Annotated in this window: 19 protein-coding genes; 12 read left to right on the top strand and 7 right to left on the bottom strand. The window is 71.3% G+C overall.

Annotated features, from left to right (window positions below):
- Window positions 1–64: 64 nt before the first annotated feature.
- From BLT23_RS05655 to BLT23_RS05675, 5 genes are all read left to right on the top strand, one after another.
- On the top strand, window positions 65–442 hold the full coding sequence (locus BLT23_RS05655) for a helix-turn-helix domain-containing protein (RefSeq protein ID WP_090046285.1): 378 nt from the start codon (window positions 65–67) through the stop codon (window positions 440–442).
- Window positions 443–447: 5 nt separating this feature from the next.
- Entirely contained in the window at window positions 448–1,107 is a 660-nt protein-coding gene (locus BLT23_RS05660; RefSeq protein ID WP_090046886.1) for a hypothetical protein, read from the top strand.
- Between the two features lie 108 nt (window positions 1,108–1,215).
- Window positions 1,216–1,509 carry a DUF2516 family protein gene (locus BLT23_RS05665; protein WP_090046888.1) on the top strand — a complete coding sequence of 98 codons (294 nt, stop codon included), beginning with the start codon at window positions 1,216–1,218 and terminating at the stop codon, window positions 1,507–1,509.
- Window positions 1,506–2,162 (top strand): alpha/beta fold hydrolase, encoded by a 657-nt coding sequence (locus BLT23_RS05670; RefSeq protein ID WP_245743669.1) that lies wholly within the window; start codon window positions 1,506–1,508, stop codon window positions 2,160–2,162. Before BLT23_RS05665 ends, BLT23_RS05670 begins: the two co-directional genes overlap by 4 nt.
- Window positions 2,163–2,171: 9 nt before the next feature.
- Window positions 2,172–2,720 carry a type 1 glutamine amidotransferase domain-containing protein gene (locus BLT23_RS05675; protein ID WP_090046288.1) on the top strand — a complete coding sequence of 183 codons (549 nt, stop codon included), beginning with the start codon at window positions 2,172–2,174 and terminating at the stop codon, window positions 2,718–2,720.
- A gap of 30 nt (window positions 2,721–2,750) precedes the next feature.
- Here BLT23_RS05675 and BLT23_RS05680 read toward each other — a convergent pair whose 3' ends face one another.
- A complete protein-coding gene (locus BLT23_RS05680) occupies window positions 2,751–3,506 on the bottom strand; it encodes a MerR family transcriptional regulator (RefSeq protein ID WP_090046289.1) in 756 nt (251 codons plus the stop codon).
- A 71-nt stretch (window positions 3,507–3,577) separates the two neighbouring features.
- Here BLT23_RS05680 and BLT23_RS05685 point away from each other — a divergent pair, with 71 nt between their 5' ends.
- Window positions 3,578–4,132 carry a YbaK/EbsC family protein gene (locus BLT23_RS05685; RefSeq protein WP_090046291.1) on the top strand — a complete coding sequence of 185 codons (555 nt, stop codon included), beginning with the start codon at window positions 3,578–3,580 and terminating at the stop codon, window positions 4,130–4,132.
- Between the two features lie 12 nt (window positions 4,133–4,144).
- On the opposite strand, the gene BLT23_RS05690 is transcribed toward BLT23_RS05685, so the two are convergent.
- The 5 genes from BLT23_RS05690 to BLT23_RS05710 all read right to left on the bottom strand — a co-directional run bounded on the left by BLT23_RS05690 (window position 4,145) and on the right by BLT23_RS05710 (window position 8,243).
- Complete coding sequence (locus tag BLT23_RS05690) at window positions 4,145–5,218, bottom strand: LOG family protein (protein WP_090046292.1); 1,074 nt, start codon at window positions 5,216–5,218, stop codon at window positions 4,145–4,147.
- Window positions 5,219–5,343: 125 nt separating this feature from the next.
- Window positions 5,344–6,219, bottom strand: coding sequence for a formyltetrahydrofolate deformylase (gene purU / locus BLT23_RS05695; protein WP_090046294.1), 876 nt, complete (start codon window positions 6,217–6,219; stop codon window positions 5,344–5,346).
- Window positions 6,220–6,230: 11 nt separating this feature from the next.
- The gene (locus tag BLT23_RS05700; RefSeq protein WP_245743671.1) at window positions 6,231–6,959 is read right to left on the bottom strand and encodes a maleylpyruvate isomerase N-terminal domain-containing protein; all 729 of its coding nucleotides are present in this window, start codon (window positions 6,957–6,959) and stop codon (window positions 6,231–6,233) included.
- 10 nt (window positions 6,960–6,969) lie between these two features.
- Entirely contained in the window at window positions 6,970–7,776 is an 807-nt protein-coding gene (locus BLT23_RS05705) for an SAM-dependent methyltransferase (protein ID WP_090046295.1), read from the bottom strand.
- The gene (locus tag BLT23_RS05710; protein WP_176946617.1) at window positions 7,755–8,243 is read right to left on the bottom strand and encodes a DUF2505 domain-containing protein; all 489 of its coding nucleotides are present in this window, start codon (window positions 8,241–8,243) and stop codon (window positions 7,755–7,757) included. The genes BLT23_RS05705 and BLT23_RS05710 overlap by 22 nt, the downstream gene beginning before the upstream one ends.
- Here BLT23_RS05710 and BLT23_RS05715 point away from each other — a divergent pair.
- Window positions 8,242–9,342, top strand: a complete 1,101-nt coding sequence (locus BLT23_RS05715) for a UDP-N-acetylmuramate dehydrogenase (protein WP_245743673.1) — start codon at window positions 8,242–8,244, stop codon at window positions 9,340–9,342. The genes BLT23_RS05710 and BLT23_RS05715 overlap by 2 nt on opposite strands.
- A 101-nt stretch (window positions 9,343–9,443) precedes the next feature.
- Window positions 9,444–10,451, top strand: coding sequence for a chymotrypsin family serine protease (locus BLT23_RS05720; RefSeq protein WP_090046300.1), 1,008 nt, complete (start codon window positions 9,444–9,446; stop codon window positions 10,449–10,451).
- Here the strand turns inward: BLT23_RS05720 and BLT23_RS05725 are convergent.
- A complete protein-coding gene (locus tag BLT23_RS05725; RefSeq protein WP_090046302.1) occupies window positions 10,405–11,136 on the bottom strand; it encodes an SDR family oxidoreductase in 732 nt (243 codons plus the stop codon). The genes BLT23_RS05720 and BLT23_RS05725 overlap by 47 nt on opposite strands.
- A 93-nt stretch (window positions 11,137–11,229) precedes the next feature.
- Here BLT23_RS05725 and BLT23_RS05730 point away from each other — a divergent pair, with 93 nt between their 5' ends.
- Genes BLT23_RS05730 through BLT23_RS05745 form a run of 4 tightly spaced genes read left to right on the top strand, consistent with a single transcriptional unit; the run spans window position 11,230 to window position 14,900 of the window.
- The gene (locus tag BLT23_RS05730) at window positions 11,230–12,369 is read left to right on the top strand and encodes a L,D-transpeptidase (protein ID WP_090046303.1); all 1,140 of its coding nucleotides are present in this window, start codon (window positions 11,230–11,232) and stop codon (window positions 12,367–12,369) included.
- Between the two features lie 58 nt (window positions 12,370–12,427).
- Complete coding sequence (locus BLT23_RS05735) at window positions 12,428–13,180, top strand: alpha/beta fold hydrolase (RefSeq protein WP_245743675.1); 753 nt, start codon at window positions 12,428–12,430, stop codon at window positions 13,178–13,180.
- Window positions 13,177–14,424 carry a D-inositol-3-phosphate glycosyltransferase gene (gene mshA / locus BLT23_RS05740; protein WP_090046306.1) on the top strand — a complete coding sequence of 416 codons (1,248 nt, stop codon included), beginning with the start codon at window positions 13,177–13,179 and terminating at the stop codon, window positions 14,422–14,424. The genes BLT23_RS05735 and mshA overlap by 4 nt, the downstream gene beginning before the upstream one ends.
- Window positions 14,421–14,900 (top strand): type III secretion system chaperone family protein, encoded by a 480-nt coding sequence (locus BLT23_RS05745; protein WP_090046308.1) that lies wholly within the window; start codon window positions 14,421–14,423, stop codon window positions 14,898–14,900. Before mshA ends, BLT23_RS05745 begins: the two co-directional genes overlap by 4 nt.
- Window positions 14,901–14,958 lie beyond the last annotated feature (58 nt).

A 14,958-nucleotide genomic window follows, 5' to 3' on the forward strand; every position in this document is an offset into this window, starting at 1 on the left:
GTGCTTGCAACTGCTAGCACTCATCGCTAACGTGGTTGGTGGCACGAGGGACGGGAGCGGTGAAGTGGACAAGTCCATCGACAAGGCGGTCGCGGACCTCGGGCGCAACATCGGTCAGTACATCCGCGAGCAGCGCAACTCCGCGAAGATCTCGTTGCGCGAGTTGGCGAAGCAGGCGGGTGTCTCCAACCCCTACCTCAGCCAGATCGAGCGGGGACTGCGCAAGCCCAGCGCGGAGATCCTCCAGCAGATCGCCAAGGGCCTGCGCATCTCGGCGGAGGCGCTCTACGTCGAAGCCGGGATCCTCCAGCAACGCGAAGGCGGTGCGCTGGCCGACGCCATCGTCGCCGCGACCGATCTGACCGAGCGGCAGAAGCAGGTGCTGCTCGACGTCTACGAATCTTTCAGGCGGGAGAACGCCGCCAAGAACCAGGAGGAGTGATCTCCATGCCGAAGCTCACCCAGGACGACGTCCGCAAGGCCGCCGAGCAGGGCGCCCACGCCGCGCGTCAGGCGCTGCTCGCCGCCCTCGGCGCCGGTGACCTCGCCGCCAAGGCCGTGGTCGAGGCGCTGAACAAGGCCAAGGAGCGCGCCGAGGAGGCCCGCAGCCAGGCCAAGGACCTGCCCACCGAGCTGGAGGGCCTGCGCGAGAAGCTGCAGCCGGCCGAGCTGAAGAAGCTCGTCGACGCCTACACGGCCTCCGCGGTGAACCTGTACACCTACCTCGCGGAGCAGGGCGAGCAGACGCTGGAGCAGATCAAGACCCAGCCGCAGCTCAAGCAGGCCGTGGAGCAGGTCGAGCAGGCCGTCGAGGCCGCGCAGAAGCGCGCGGAGACCGCCGCCGCCGACGCCAAGGTGCTCGCCGACGACGTCCTCGGCAAGGTCACCCGCCGCACCCGCTCGGTCGGCGAGAAGGTCGCCGCCCAGGTCGAGGACAGCGCGGAGAAGCTGGCGGAGGAGATCGTCGAGGCCGGTGGCGAGGCCGCGCACGAGGTGCGCAGCACGACCCGCAAGGCCGCGAACCGCACCGCGCCGCGCAAGCCGGCCACCACGACGCGCAGCACCACCACCGCTGCGAAGAAGACCACGCCGAACACCACCAAGTGATTCGGGTCTGAGGTTTTCCCTCGCGAGGGGAGCGGGCCGAGAGGTCCGCTCCCCTCGCGTCGTATCGGCACGTAGTCTGGGTGCGTGTTCCAAATCCCGATCTTCAGCATCTGGTACCTCGACACCGTCGTGTACTTCGTGTTCGACCTCGGGTTCAGCATCCTGGGCCTGTTCGCGTTCTTCCACGCGCTGACCCAGCGGGTGGACGCCTACACCGCGATCGAGCGCATGACCAAACCCGCGTGGCTCGGCATCACCGGCGGCGGGACGGCGGCGATGCTGTTGTTCTCGCCGGGAGGGGTCGGCTCGATCTTCTGGCTGGCCGGGCTGGTCGCCGTGCTCGTCTACATGGTGGACGTGCGGCCGAGGCTGATCGAGGTCCAGCGCGGACCCCGTTGGTGATCACGACCTCCTACGGCTCCGGCTCGCCCGTCACGCTCGTGGCGCACGGGCTCGGTGCCACGGCCGGTGAGGCGCGCATCCCCGCCTCCGGCCTGCCGGGAACCCGCGTCGTGGTGACCCTGCCGTCGCACGGGGACGCCCCCGACGCCCCTCCCGGGTACTGGGACTACGGCCGCATCGCGGCCGACCTCGCGACAGTTCCCGCTGACCAGGCCGTCGGCGTCTCACTCGGCGCCGGGGCGCTGGTGCGGTTGCTCTCCACCGAACCCGACCGGTTCACCAGGGTCGCGCTGCTGCTCCCCGCCGTGCTGGACCAGCCGCGACCGTCGTTCACGTTGCGGCAGCTCTCCGACCTGACCACCGGCCCGCCCGCCTACGTCGCCGAGCGCAGGGCCGCGCTGACCCGCCTGGAAGCCGCCGCCGAGCAGCTGCCGGGCCAGGTCGCCGTTCCCGACGCCGCACTCCTGGCAGCCGTGCGGGTCCCGGTGCTGGTCATCGGGGCCGTGGGTGACCCGCTGCACCCCGAGGACGTGGCGAAGGCCACCGCCGCCGCGTTCCCCGCGGGTGAGCTGTGGCTCGTCGACTCGCCCGCGCCGATGGTCAGCCACCGCGCGGAGATCCGCCACAGGTTGATCTCGTTCTTCGGCGGGTAGCCGAAGTGCATGGCTGAACAGAAGAAGATCGCGTTCCTGGTCGACACGGAGGGCATCGAGCAGATCGAGCTCACCGACCCGTGGCAGCACGTCGAGAAGGCCGGTGGCGTTCCCCGCCTGCTCGCGCCCAAGCTCGGCGAGGTCAAGGGCTTCAACCACCTCACGCCCGCCGACTCGTTCCCGGTGGACGGCACGTTCGCCGACGCCTCCGCCGACGACTACGACGGTGCCGTCATCCCCGGCGGCGTGGCCAACGCCGACTTCCTGCGCATGGACGCCGACGCCGTCGCGCTGGTGAAGGCCCTGGTCGCGGCGGGCAAGCCGATCGCGTCGATCTGCCACGGACCGTGGCTGCTGGTCGAGGCCGACGTCGTGCGCGGCAAGATGCTGACCTCGTTCCCGAGCCTGCAGACCGACATCCGCAACGCGGGCGGCGACTGGGCCGACCAGGAGGTCCGGGTCTGCGACATGAACGGGTGGACGCTCGTGACCTCGCGCAACCCCGACGACCTGCCGGCGTTCAACCGCGAGGCGCTGAAGGCGTTCGGGCTGGACTGAGCACCGGGATCTGCAGCTCCCGGCACTTCTCTACAGACGCGTGGCCGCGTAGTGCTTCATCGCGTCACGCACCCACTCGGCCATGTTGCCGTTCTCGACCTCGAAGTTGACCCGGAACTCGTCCGAGTCGGCGTAGAGGTCGGCGAGACCCGAGTAGGACTCCCGGTCGGGCGTCCAGCTCAGGCGGATCCAGCGGTGGTGGCGGTCGACCAGCTCCTGCGTCTCCGGAGCGTCGATCGCCGTGCCCGCCTTGTACAGGACACCGAACTCGTGGGCGATCTCCCTCCACTCGCCCATGAACCGGTCCGCGTCGGCGCGCGTCCAGCCCTTCGCCTTCTCCTTGCTCTCGGCGATGTGCTCCTTGACGCCCTCGCCGAAGCGTTCGACCAGCTCGGCCTCGTGCCGCTCCTGCTTCTTCGCGTCGAAGCCGTCGAACAGCTCCTCCATCTTCACCTCGTCCCCTCCTTCCAGCTCGCGGATGGTCCGCGCGACGGTGCCGGCGAGCCGGTCCAGCCGCTGCTTCTCGTCCTGCAACCACCGGTGGTGGTTGCGCAGGACCGTCAGCTGGTCCGTGCCGTTCAGCACCTCGGCCACCACGTCGAGGCCCAGGCCCAGGTCGCGCAGCAGCAGGATCTGCTGCAGGCGGTGGACCTGCTCCTTCTCGTAGTAGCGGTACCCGTTGTCCCCGACCCACGCCGGTGACAGCAGGCCGATCGAGTCGTAGTGCCGCAGGGTCCTGGACGTCACCTTCGACATCCGGGCCACCTGCGCGATCGACCAGGCCATCTCGGTCCCCCTTCGCGCTGGTTCGACGGTAGGGGTTGACGCAGCGTCAACGTCAAGCCGAGTTTGGCAGGATGGGTCGCATGTGGACCATCGCAGGGTCGCTGCAACCCGTACCGGTGCTTTCCCGCCTCGACCTCGTGCCCGCACCCGTCGAGGCCGCGCTGAAGACCCTCGACGGCGTGGACCGCGTCGCCGTGGCCGAGATCGACGCCTCCCTCGCGGACACCGCCGAGTTCTGCGAGCACTACGGCTCCCCGCTGGCCGCGTCCGCGAACTGCGTCGTCGTGGCCGGCAAGCGCGGCGACGTCGTCCGTTATGCGGCCTGCATGGTGCTCGCGACCATGCGTGCCGACGTCAACGGTGTCATCCGCAAGCGGCTGGACGCGCGCAAGGCGTCGTTCGCGCCGATGGACGAGGCCGTGGCGCTGACCGGCATGGAGTACGGCGGCATCACGCCCGTCGGCGTGCCCGCGGACTGGCCGATCCTCGTCTCACCCGAGGTCGCCGCCGCGCCCGAGCTGGTCGTGGGCAGCGGCATCCGCGGCAGCAAGATCCTCATCCCCGGCGAGGTGCTGATGAACCTGCCCGGCGCCGAGGTGCTTGACGGCCTGGCCCGCCCGGTGTGACGCCGCCGGGCATCACCCCTGGCCCTGGTACTTCACCAGCAGCTCGATCGCCTCGTCCACGTCGTCGGTGACGAGGATCCACTGCTCGGCCTCCCGGCCCGCCGCCAGCTTCTGCACCAGCGGCGCGGCCGGGACCTCGTCGGTCCAGAACGCCCTGCCGAGGAACACCATCGGCGCGGCCGGGCCGACGCTGCCGTAGTAGTTCTGGGTGAAGTCCTGGAAGACCTCCTGGACGGTGCCCGCCTTGCCCGGCGTGTAGACGATGCCACCGGTCGCGACGGTGAGCAGGCCCTCCTCGCGCACCGAGTTGGCGAAGTACTTCGCGTGCAGCTCGCAGGCCGGGTTGGGCGGCTCGTGGCCGTAGAACCAGGTCGGGATGCCGATCGTGCGCGGCGTGCCGGAGCCCGGCAGCTCGGGGAACGCCGCGAGCCAGCGGCCGATCGACTCGTCGTCGGCGCCGAACGACGGGACCTTGGCGACGTCGCGCAGCACCTCGGCGTCCACGTCGCCGAGCCGCACGCCCAGGGGCACGGCCTCCATCGCGCCGGGGCCGCCGCCGGTCAGCACGGTGAAGCCCGCCCTGCCCAGCGCCGCGCCGAGCTCGACGGCGTCGCGGTAGCCGTTCGTGTCCCGCGCCAGCGCGTGACCGCCCATGACCGCGACCGGGGACCCGGTCAGCACGTCGTCGAGGGCCTCGGTGATCGAGTGGTCGTGCAGGCGTTCGGCCAGCGCGTGCAGCGGGTCCGGGTGGTGGCCCTGCTGCTTGCTGTGCCGGTAGATCCGGGCGTCCGGGGTGTCCGCGTACGACTTCGGGTCGGCCGCGTCGAAGCCCTCGAACAGCTCGGCGGGCGTGTAGAGCGACGACCGGTACACGTCGTAGGGCAGGTCCGGGATCACCGGGAAGATCAACGCTCCCGCCGCCTCCGCGCGCCGCTGCATGCTCTCGCCGAGCGTGCAGCCGAGCAGCAGCGCCCCGTCCATCGGCACCCGCACGTCCTCGCGGGTCAGGTCGAGCCCGATGATGACGGCGTTGCGCAGGTCAGGCTGTTCTCGAAGCTGGTCGAGGCCGGTGATTTCGATCCGCACCGGGCAAGACTAGGCCCCGGCCGAACCTGCCGGGGCCGGCATCCGAATCCCTGATGGGAACCGCGGTCCGCCCGTCACCCCGACGTCCGGTACGGGCCTGCTCGGAGGCGGGCGAGCGGGAGCCGCTAGAAGATCACCGTCTGGTTGCCGTGCACCAGCACCCGGTCCTCCAGGTGCCACCGCAGGCCCCGCGCCAGCACGACCTTCTCGATGTCGCGCCCCTTGCGCACCATGTCCGCCACCGAGTCGCCGTGGTGCACGCGCAGCACGTCCTGCTCGATGATCGGCCCGGCGTCCAGGTCGGCCGTCACGTAGTGGCACGTCGCGCCGACCAGCTTCACGCCGCGGCGGTGGGCCTGGTGGTACGGGCGGGCGCCGATGAACGACGGCAGGAAGCTGTGGTGGATGTTGATCGCCCGGCCGGCCCAGGCCGCGCACAGCTCGGGCGGCAGGATCTGCATGAAGCGGGCCAGGACGACGGCGTGCGGGTCGTGCTTCTCGACCAGGGCCCGCAGCTGGGCGAACGCCGCCTGCTTGCCCTCGGGGTCGTTGGGCGGGAACGGCACGTGGTGGAACGGGATGCCGTGGGCCCTGGTGATGTCGCCCAGCTCGGGGTGGTTGCCGACCACGGCGGACACCTCGACGTCGAGCTCGCCGGTCGCGACCCTGGCCAGCAGGTCGTACAGGCAGTGGCCTTCCTTGGAGACGAGGATGACGACGCGCTTGCGCTCGCCCGTGTCGGTCACCGTCCACGTCGACTGCACGTTCAGGGCGGTCGCGACCTCGGCGAACAGGGCGCGCAGCTCGTCCACGCCGAACGGCAGGGAGTCCGCGCGGACCTCCTGGCGCGTGAAGAACCAGCCCGTCTCCGGGTCGGTGTGGTAGGCGGCCTCGACGATCCAGCCGCCGTGCTCCGCGAGGAACGACGAGATCCTCGCGATGATGCCGGTGCGGTCCGGGCAGCCGAAGGTGATCACGTAGCGGCGTTCAGGCGAAGACACGGCACGAGTATTCACGCCCTGGGCAGCGCCTCCAACAGGGACTCCTCGCCGGACACGATCGCGTGACCCGGGCGGCCCCACAGGCGGCGGTAGACGGCGTCGGCGGTGCCCGCGAGGGTGGCGTCCGCGTCGACGGCGGAGTCGTGCACGCCGCGGTGGACGACCGGCGCCTCGCCCGCGGTCAGGTGGACCTCCCACGTGCGGCCCGCGTCGGCGGCGTGCACGAGGATCCTGCCGGTCACCTCGATGACACGGCCGCGGGTGATCTGGCGGGGCATCATGACGGTGAGCCACTCGTCGACGCCGTCCGCGGCGAACTCCGGGTCGAAGAGGAGCGCCGGCAGGTCGTGGCCGGTGGCGAGCTCGGCGTCCAGGCGGTGGACGGACGTCTCGTGCGCCTGCCTGCGCGGCCAGAAGTCCGCGCGCTGCGGGCCGTGGAACGTCCACGCGGGACGGTCGGCGGGCGCCTCGCGGAGCCGCGTCACGAGGGTCGCCAGGGCGTCGTCCCACCAGGCGAACACCTCGTCCCAGCCGCGCGGGGCCTCCGGCCACTCCGGCCTGTCCTCGGAGGGGTCGGTGAGAACGCACCGGCCCGCCCACGTGTGCACCTCGGCGACGTGCCGCACCAGGTCCAGCACCGTCCACTCCGGACAGCTCGGGACGGCGGCGTCCGGGCCCGCCTTGAGGGCGGCCGTGCGCAACGACGAAGCCTGCTTCTCGATCTCCGCGACGAAGTCCACGGACCTCACCCTAGGGCGCGACGGCCGCCCATTCGAGCGTGATTTCCCCGAGCCGCCAACGGCGCCGGTCGTCGAGCACGGGCCAGCCGCGTTCCGCCAGCAGCCGCGCCGACTCCACCCACCGGGCGCGCGGGCCGAACGGGGCGAACGGGGCGGCGGTGGCCCAGCAGGCGTCCAGCTCGGCCAGGAGCGCGTGCACGCGTTCGCCCGGCACGTTCTTGTGGATCAACGCTTTCGGCAGCCGCTCGGCGAGGTCGGACGGCGTCTCGATGCCGGACGGCTTGCACGCCAGCGTGAACCGCAGCGGTCCCTCCGCCGACAGCGTCACCCACGTGCAGCGGCGGCCGATCTCGTCGCAGGTGCCCTCGACGACCAGCCCACCGGGGGCCATGCGCGACAGCATGGTGTCCCACGCCTCGAACGCCTGCTCCTCGGTGTACTGGCGCAGCACGTTGAACGCGCGCAGCAGCACCGGGCGGGCACCGGCCAGCTCGAAGCCGCCGCGGCGGAAGTCGAGCCAGGGCGGGTCGGCGACGGCCTTGCCCGCCTCCACCCGGTCGGTGTCGATCTCCAGCCCGAGGACGCGCACGTCCGGGCGCACGGCACGCAGCCGCACGGCCATCTCGACGGTCGTGACCGGCGTGGCGCCGTACCCGAGGTCGACCACCAGCGGGTCGGCCGCCTCCCGCAGGAACGACGACAGCGTGCCGGTCATCCACCTGTCGACGCGGCGCAGGCGGTTCGGGTTCGTGGTGCCGCGCGTCGGCAGGCCGAGCGCGCGGGCCCGGCCGGCCGCTAGCCGCGGTTTGCGAGCCATTCCGACGTGAACTCGCTCTCCTTGTCGAGCAGCACGGCGACCTGCTCGGCGATCATCTTCTCCAGCTTGCCGCCCATGAGCGGGATGCCGACCTTGACCTCCCCCGTGAGGGTGAGCTTCGAGCCGGACCCGTCGTCGGTGATCGTGAACGCGCCGTCCAGCCTGCCGGGGACGCCGCCGATCGTCACCTCGGCGGTGCCGGCGCCCGCGGCCCAGTTCTCGACGCGCTGGATCACCAGGTCGCCGCCCAGCAGCGACTTCGCGACCGACGGCAGGTGCTCGGCGGGGACGCCCTGCTTGAGCTGGTACGACGTCTTGCCGTCCACGCTGGTGTACGTCACGAGCTCGGCGTCCTTGCCGCCGATGGCGGCCAGCCGGTCCCGCAGGTAGGTCTCGTCGACCAGGGCGGCGAAGACCTTCTCCGCCGGGAAGGCCGACGTGGTGTGGTGCTCGATGCGGCGTGCCATGTCGCGGAGGCTACCGTTGACGTCCGTGACCACCACGCAGTCCGTACCTCTGGCCGAGCGCACCACGCTCCGACTCGGTGGCCCGGCCGCGCGGTTCGTCCACGCCACGACCGCCGCCGAGCTGGTCGAAGCAGTGCGCGCGGCCGACGCCTCCGCGACCGAGCAGGTCCTCGTGCTCGGCGGCGGCTCCAACCTCGTGATCTCCGACTCGGGCTTCGACGGCACGGTCGTGCACGTCGCCACCAAGGGCTTCCGGCTCGACCCGCTGGGCGGCGGCATCGTCCAGTTCACCGTCGAGGCGGGCGAGGAGTGGGACGCGGTCGTCGCCGAGGCGGTCGCGCAGGGCCTCGGCGGGCTGGAGTGCCTGTCCGGCATCCCCGGCCTGAACGGCGCCACGCCCGTGCAGAACGTCGGCGCGTACGGCGTCGAGATCTCCAAGGTGCTGCAGTCGGTCGACCTGCTGGACCGCCGCAGCGGCAAGGTGCACCAGGTGCCCGCCGCGAAGCTGGGCCTCGGCTACCGCACCAGCGTGTTGAAGAACACGGACAACGCCGTCGTGCTGCGCACCCGGTTCGCGCTGACGTCCGGCGGCATGTCCGCGCCGATCCGCTACGCCGAGCTGGCGCGCGTTCTCGGTGTGGCGCAAGGTGATCGCGTTCCCGCGGACGAGGCCCGCAAGGCCGTGCTGGAGCTGCGCCGCGGCAAGGGCATGGTGCTCGACCCCGCCGACCACGACACGTGGAGCGCGGGCTCGTTCTTCACCAACCCGATCGTCGACGACTCGACGTTCGCGGGCGTGCTGATCCGCATCGCCGAACGCCTGGGCTCCGACGTCGACGTGCCGAGCTACCCGGCGGGTCCAGGGCAGCGCAAGCTCTCCGCCGCGTGGCTGATCGAACGCGCGGGGTTCCGCAAGGGACATCAGGGACCCGGTGGCCGCGTCTCGTTGTCCGGCAAGCACACCCTGGCCCTCACCAACCGCGGTGGCGCCACCACCGAGGACCTGCTCGACCTGGCGCGCGAGGTGCGCGACGGCGTGCGGGCGGCGTTCGGCGTGGAGCTGCACCCGGAGCCCGTGTTCGTGGGCGTCCAGCTCTGACACCTGATGTGGCCCGGCGGTGCCGAGGCCGTTCAGGTGACTCCATGTGACGAACCGCTACCGCGCGTGTTTCATGGAGGTCAGAGGGAACGGAGGTCGCCATGAGCTACCTCGACGACGCGGTGCGAGCGGCCATCAGGCCCGTCAAGCGCGGGGTGGAGGACGAGCTCCTCGCCCGGCCGGGAGTCATCGGCGTCGACATCGGCGAGAAGGTCACCGGCGGCCTGCCCACGGGCCGTGCGGCGATCGTCGTCTACGTGCGCGCCAAGGGACCCGGGCATCCCTGGCAGATCCCGCCCGAGGTGCGGGGCGTGCCCACCGACGTCGTCGCCGAGACGATCGTGCTGCACCGGGCGATGGTCACGCGCCCGGCGGAAACCGTTGCGGCGGAACGGCACCAGGTGTTGCGCGGCGGCATCGGCATCGGGCCGGCCAGGAGCTTCCGGGTGGTGCCGCCGGAGGTGCCGAAGGCGGGCGAGTACGTGATCGCGGGCACGCTCGGCGCGTTCGCCGTCACCCGGGACGAGCACCGCAAGGTGCTGGGGCTCACCACGTTCCACGTCGGTTGCGCCGACGACTCGTGGTCGGTGGGCGACGGGTTCGTGCATCCGTCCAGAGTGGACGGCGGGGTGCCGGGCGCCGACGAGGTGGCGGTGCTGGACCGCGCGGCGCTCGCGGGCTCGGTGTGCGCGGCGGGGCTGTGGACGGGCAGCAGGCCGGTGCGGGCGGAGGTCGTCGACATCGGCGCGGTCACCGGCGACGCCGAGGCCAGGATCGGTTCCACCGTCCGCAAACGCGGCCGCACCACGCGGCTGACCTACGGCGTGGTCGCCTCGGTGGACGCGACGATCCGGCTCGACTTCGGCGGCGGGATCGGCGTTCGCACGGTGCGCGACCAGGTCCGCGTGCACTCGGCGGACCGCTTCGGCGACCACGGCGACAGCGGCGCGGTGCTGGTGGACGCGGACAACCGGGTCGTCGGCCTGTACGTGGCGGGCAGCGGCCGGACGGGGTTCGCGAACCCCGTCCGGCCGCTGCTGCGTCAGCTGGACGTGGAGCTGCTCACTGCCGGTGCACCCTGGTCGCGGAGGACTGGGCGCGGGGCTTGAGCACGATCTCGTCGAGGTTCACGTGCGAGGGCCGGGTGACGGCGAACGCGATGACGTCCGCCACGTCGTCGGCGGTGAGCGGCGTGAGGCCCTCGTAGACCTTGGCCGCGCGCTCGGTGTCGCCGTCGAACCTGTTGGCGGAGAAGTCGGTCTCGACCATGCCCGGCAACACCTCGGTGACCCGCACCGGCTGGCCGAGCAGCTCGCCGCGCAACGTCCGGTGCAGCGCCGACTGCGCGTGTTTCGCGCTGGTGTAACCGGATCCGTTGTCGTACGCGTCACGTGCCGCGACGGACGTCACGGACACGATGTGCCCGTCACCGGACGCGATCAGCTTGGGGATGAACGCCTTCGTGACCAGCAGGGTGCCGAGGACGTTCGCCTCCCACATCCAGCGCCACTGCGCCGGATCGCCCTCGGCGACGGTCGACAGCCCGCGTGCGCCACCGGCGTTGTTCACGAGGACGTTCGCCTGGGGTACCCGGTCGGCGAAGGCGGCGACGGAGGTCTCGTCGGTGACGTCCAACTCGATGGCCGTCCCGTCGATCTCCTTCGCGATAACGTGGAGGAGGTCCAGACGACGTGCGCCGAGCACGACGTGGAACCCTTCGGCGGCCAACCGCCGCGCGGTGGCCTCGCCGATGCCCGCGCTTGCTCCGGTCACTACTGCGACAGGTCGATTCACGACCCCGATCGTAGGCGGACGACGCGCATGTGACCGACGTCACCCGCACCACCCGGTCGTGCTGGACGTCCTGCTTTCTGGGAGGTCGAAACCGTGAAGAGAACACTTGCTGCGCTGGTCGCCGGGCTGACGCTGCTGACCGGCTGCTCGAGTGTGGAGACGGGGACGCCGAAGCCGGACAGCACCCTGCCGTCCGCGAAGGTCACCCTGGAGCCGGTCGACGGCGCCAAGGACGTGCAGGTCACGAGCCCGGTCCAGGTCACCGTCGTCGACGGCAAGATCGAGTCCGTCGCGCTGAAGTCGCCGGAGGGCAAGGACGTCGCCGGCACCCTGACCGAGGACAAGACCGGCTGGACCACCGCCGAGCCGCTCGGGTACGGCAAGACATACAGCTACTCCGGCAAGGTCGTGGGCACCGACGGCAAGCCCGTCGACCTCAAGGGCTCGTTCACCACCGTCGCGCCCGGCGCGCAGACCCGCGCCACCCTCTGGCCGGGCGACAACCAGACCGTCGGGGTCGCGGCGCCGATCATGGTGAAGTTCGAGGCGCCGGTGGAGGACAAGGCGACGGTCGAGAAGGCGCTCAAGGTCACCAACTCGGCGAACGTCACCGGCTCCTGGGCCTGGCTGAACGCCCAGGAGGTGCACTACCGGCCGGAGCAGTACTGGCCCGCCAACACGCAGGTCAAGGTCGAGGCCAGGCTCTACGGCGTCAACTACGGCGGTGGCGCGTTCGGCAAGGCCGACGTGACGAGCGAGTTCACCATCGGCCGCAACCAGGTCGTGAAGATCGACAACCCGACCCACCGGCTCAAGGTCTTCCGCGACGGAGCGCAGGTCGCCGACTACCCGGCATCGTTCGGCAAGGACGCCGACCCCGAGCTGACCACGCCGAACGGCACGTTCGTCGTCATGTCGAAGCACGACACGTGGTCGTTCGACAACCCGCGCTACGGCTACACCAACGTCGTGAAGAAGTGGGCCGTCCGGTTCTCCAACCACGGCGAGTTCATCCACGAGAACAACGACAACGCGGCCAACATCGGCACCAACAACACCTCGCACGGCTGCGCGAACCTGCTGGAGGCCGACGCGAAGGCGTACTTCGACTCGGCCCTGGTCGGCGACCCGGTCGAGGTGACCGGCTCGATCACCACGCTGCCCGCCCAGTTCGACTGGTACGACTGGCAGCTGTCGTGGGAGCAGTGGAAGAGCAAGTCCGCCATCAAGTAGCACCGGCGGGAATGAGTCCCCCCGCCCTGTCGTTCGCACGTGTGTGCACTTGAGACACGTGACGGTGGCCGGCGGGGGACGACTGGCCGTTCGCGAGTCCGGTCCGGAAGGCGCGCCGCCTGTCGTCCTGGTCCACGGCTGGGCCCAGACGGGAGCCGTCTGGGGCGACCTCCCCGGTTTCCGCTGCTACGCCGTCGACCTGCGCGGACACGGCGAGTCAGACGACTTCGGCGACTACCGCGACTCGGCCGCCTGGGCAGCCGACCTGCGCGCGGTGCTCGGCCACACCGGGCCCGCGACCGTCGTCGGCTGGTCCTACGGCGGTCTCGTGATCGCCGACTACCTGCGCTTCCACGGCACCGCGGACGTCACCGCGCTGGTGCTGGCGGGCGCCATCACCGAGATCGGTCGCGGTCGCCGTGGAGGCGAGACCGGGCCGGTCATGCGGGCCGCGCTGCCCGGCGCGATCACCGACGACGAGGTGCTCGCCGAGTTCTGCCGGGCGATGGCGCCCGGTCTGCCGGAGAGCACGGTCGGCGAACTCACAGCCGCGGCGGTCTCGGTCGGTCCTAAGGTGCGGGGAAAGCTGTTCCGCAGGGATGTGGGCAGCGCTGACGTGTTGACCGCCGTCGATGTGCCGACCCTCGTGGTGCACGGCGCGGAGGACCGGGTGGTCGCCCCCGCCGCCGCCGAGTACTCCGCCGCCCTGATCCCCGGAGCCGAGTTGAGCCTCTACCCAGACACCGCGCACGCGCCGTTCCTGGAGCGGCCGGAGCAGTTCGCCCACGACCTGGCGCGGGTCGCCCGGTGAAGCGCGTCGCGGTGCTCTCAGTCCACACCTCGCCGCTCGAACAGCCCGGCACGGGTGACGCGGGCGGAATGAACGTCTACATCGTCCAGACGGCCACCAGGATGGCGCAACGCGGTGTCGAGGTGGAGATCTTCACCCGTGCGACCTCGTCCGAACTGCCGCCGGTGGTCGAGCTGGCACCCGGCGTGCGCGTCCGCAACGTCGCCGCCGGCCCGTTCGAGGGGCTCGGCAAGGAGGACCTGCCGAGCCAGCTCTGCGCGTTCTCGGCGGGCGTCCTGCGCGCGGAGGCCCGGCACGAGCCCGGCTACTACGACGCCATCCACTCGCACTACTGGCTGTCCGGCCAGGTCGGCTGGATCGCGCGGGAACGCTGGGGCGTGCCGCTCGTGCACACCGCCCACACGCTCGCCAAGGTCAAGAACCTGGCGCTGGCCGAGGGCGACGCGCCGGAGCCCAGGATGCGGGTCATCGGCGAGGAGCAGGTGGTCGCCGAGTCGGACCGGCTCGTGGCGAACACCGACATCGAGGCCGGTGAGCTGGTCAAGCTCTACGACGCCGAGCCGTCCAAGGTCGCCGTCGTGCCGCCGGGGGTGGACCTCGACCGGTTCACACCCGGCGACCGGCGCGCGGCCCGGCAGTCGCTCGGCATCCCCGCGGACGCGGTCGTGCTCGCGTTCGTCGGCCGCATCCAGCCGCTGAAGGCCCCCGACGTGCTGTTGCGCGCCGCCGCGGAGATGCTGGTCCGCGACCCGGGGCTGCGGTCGCGGCTGGTCGTGCTGATCGTCGGCGGCCCGTCCGGCAGCGGCACGGAACGGCCGAAGGCGCTGGAGGAGCTGGCGGCCCAGCTGCAGATCACCGACGTCGTGCGGTTCCTGCCGCCGCAGCCGGGTCCCGCGCTCGCGCGGGTGTACCGGGCGGCGGACCTGGTCGCGGTGCCGAGCCACAACGAGTCGTTCGGCCTCGTCGCCCTGGAAGCTCAAGCGTGCGGGACCCCGGTCGTCGCGGCGGCGGTCGGCGGTCTGCCGGTGGCCGTCGACGACGGCGTCTCGGGTGTGCTCGTGCAGGGCCACGAACCCGGCGCGTGGGCGGCGGCGATCACCGGCCTGGCGCTGCCGCGGCGGGAGCACCTGGCGAGCAACGCCGTGGGCCATGCGCGACGCTTCTCCTGGGACCGCACGACTGACTCGCTGCTGGCGGGGTACCAGGAGGCGGCAGACGCGTTCCGCCGGGAGGTTTTCGCTTGAGTGTCGACGCGGTGATCAAGGAGTTCCTCGACGAACGGGAGCTGAAGTACGACCGGCGCGAGCCGGGGAAGTTCTTCGTGACGCTCCCCGGCACCAAGAAGCTGCAGACCAACGTGTGGCTCGTCGAGACGACGCACGCCCTGCTGGTCGAGGCGTTCGTGTGCAGGCGCCCCGACCAGTCGTTCGAGGACGTGTACCGGTTCCTGCTGCGGCGCAACGCGCGGCTCTACGGCGTGCACTACACGATCGACGGCGAGGGTGACATCTACCTGGTCGGACGGGTCGGCAAGCACGCCGTGACGCCCGAGGAGCTGGACCGCGTGCTCGGGCAGGTGCTGGAGGCGGCGGACGGCGACTTCAACCCGCTGCTGGAGATCGGGTTTGCCGACGCGATCCGCAGGGAGTGGGCGTGGCGGGTGTCGCGGGGCGAGTCGCTCGCGAACCTCCAGGCGTTCCAACATCTCGTTTCGGAGTAGCCGCCGACTCGTTTCGGCCTCCCCGGCAACCACCGGCCGGCTCCGTTCCGTCCGACGG

The organism is Lentzea fradiae (assembly GCF_900100955.1).
In the GTDB taxonomy this organism is placed as follows: Bacteria; Actinomycetota; Actinomycetes; order Mycobacteriales; family Pseudonocardiaceae; genus Lentzea; species Lentzea fradiae.

Excerpts from the sequence above, each read along its gene's own strand:
- BLT23_RS05705 (WP_090046295.1), bottom strand. The coding sequence starts at position 7,776 with ATGGCTCGCAAACCGCGGCTAGCGGCCGGCCGGGCCCGCGCGCTCGGC.
- BLT23_RS05685 (WP_090046291.1), top strand. The coding sequence starts at position 3,578 with ATGGGTCGCATGTGGACCATCGCAGGGTCGCTGCAACCCGTACCGGTG.
- BLT23_RS05720 (WP_090046300.1), top strand. The coding sequence starts at position 9,444 with ATGAGCTACCTCGACGACGCGGTGCGAGCGGCCATCAGGCCCGTCAAG.
- BLT23_RS05715 (WP_245743673.1), top strand. The coding sequence starts at position 8,242 with ATGTCGCGGAGGCTACCGTTGACGTCCGTGACCACCACGCAGTCCGTA.
- BLT23_RS05660 (WP_090046886.1), top strand. The coding sequence starts at position 448 with ATGCCGAAGCTCACCCAGGACGACGTCCGCAAGGCCGCCGAGCAGGGC.
- BLT23_RS05710 (WP_176946617.1), bottom strand. The coding sequence starts at position 8,243 with ATGGCACGCCGCATCGAGCACCACACCACGTCGGCCTTCCCGGCGGAG.
- BLT23_RS05675 (WP_090046288.1), top strand. The coding sequence starts at position 2,172 with ATGGCTGAACAGAAGAAGATCGCGTTCCTGGTCGACACGGAGGGCATC.
- BLT23_RS05680 (WP_090046289.1), bottom strand. The coding sequence starts at position 3,506 with ATGGCCTGGTCGATCGCGCAGGTGGCCCGGATGTCGAAGGTGACGTCC.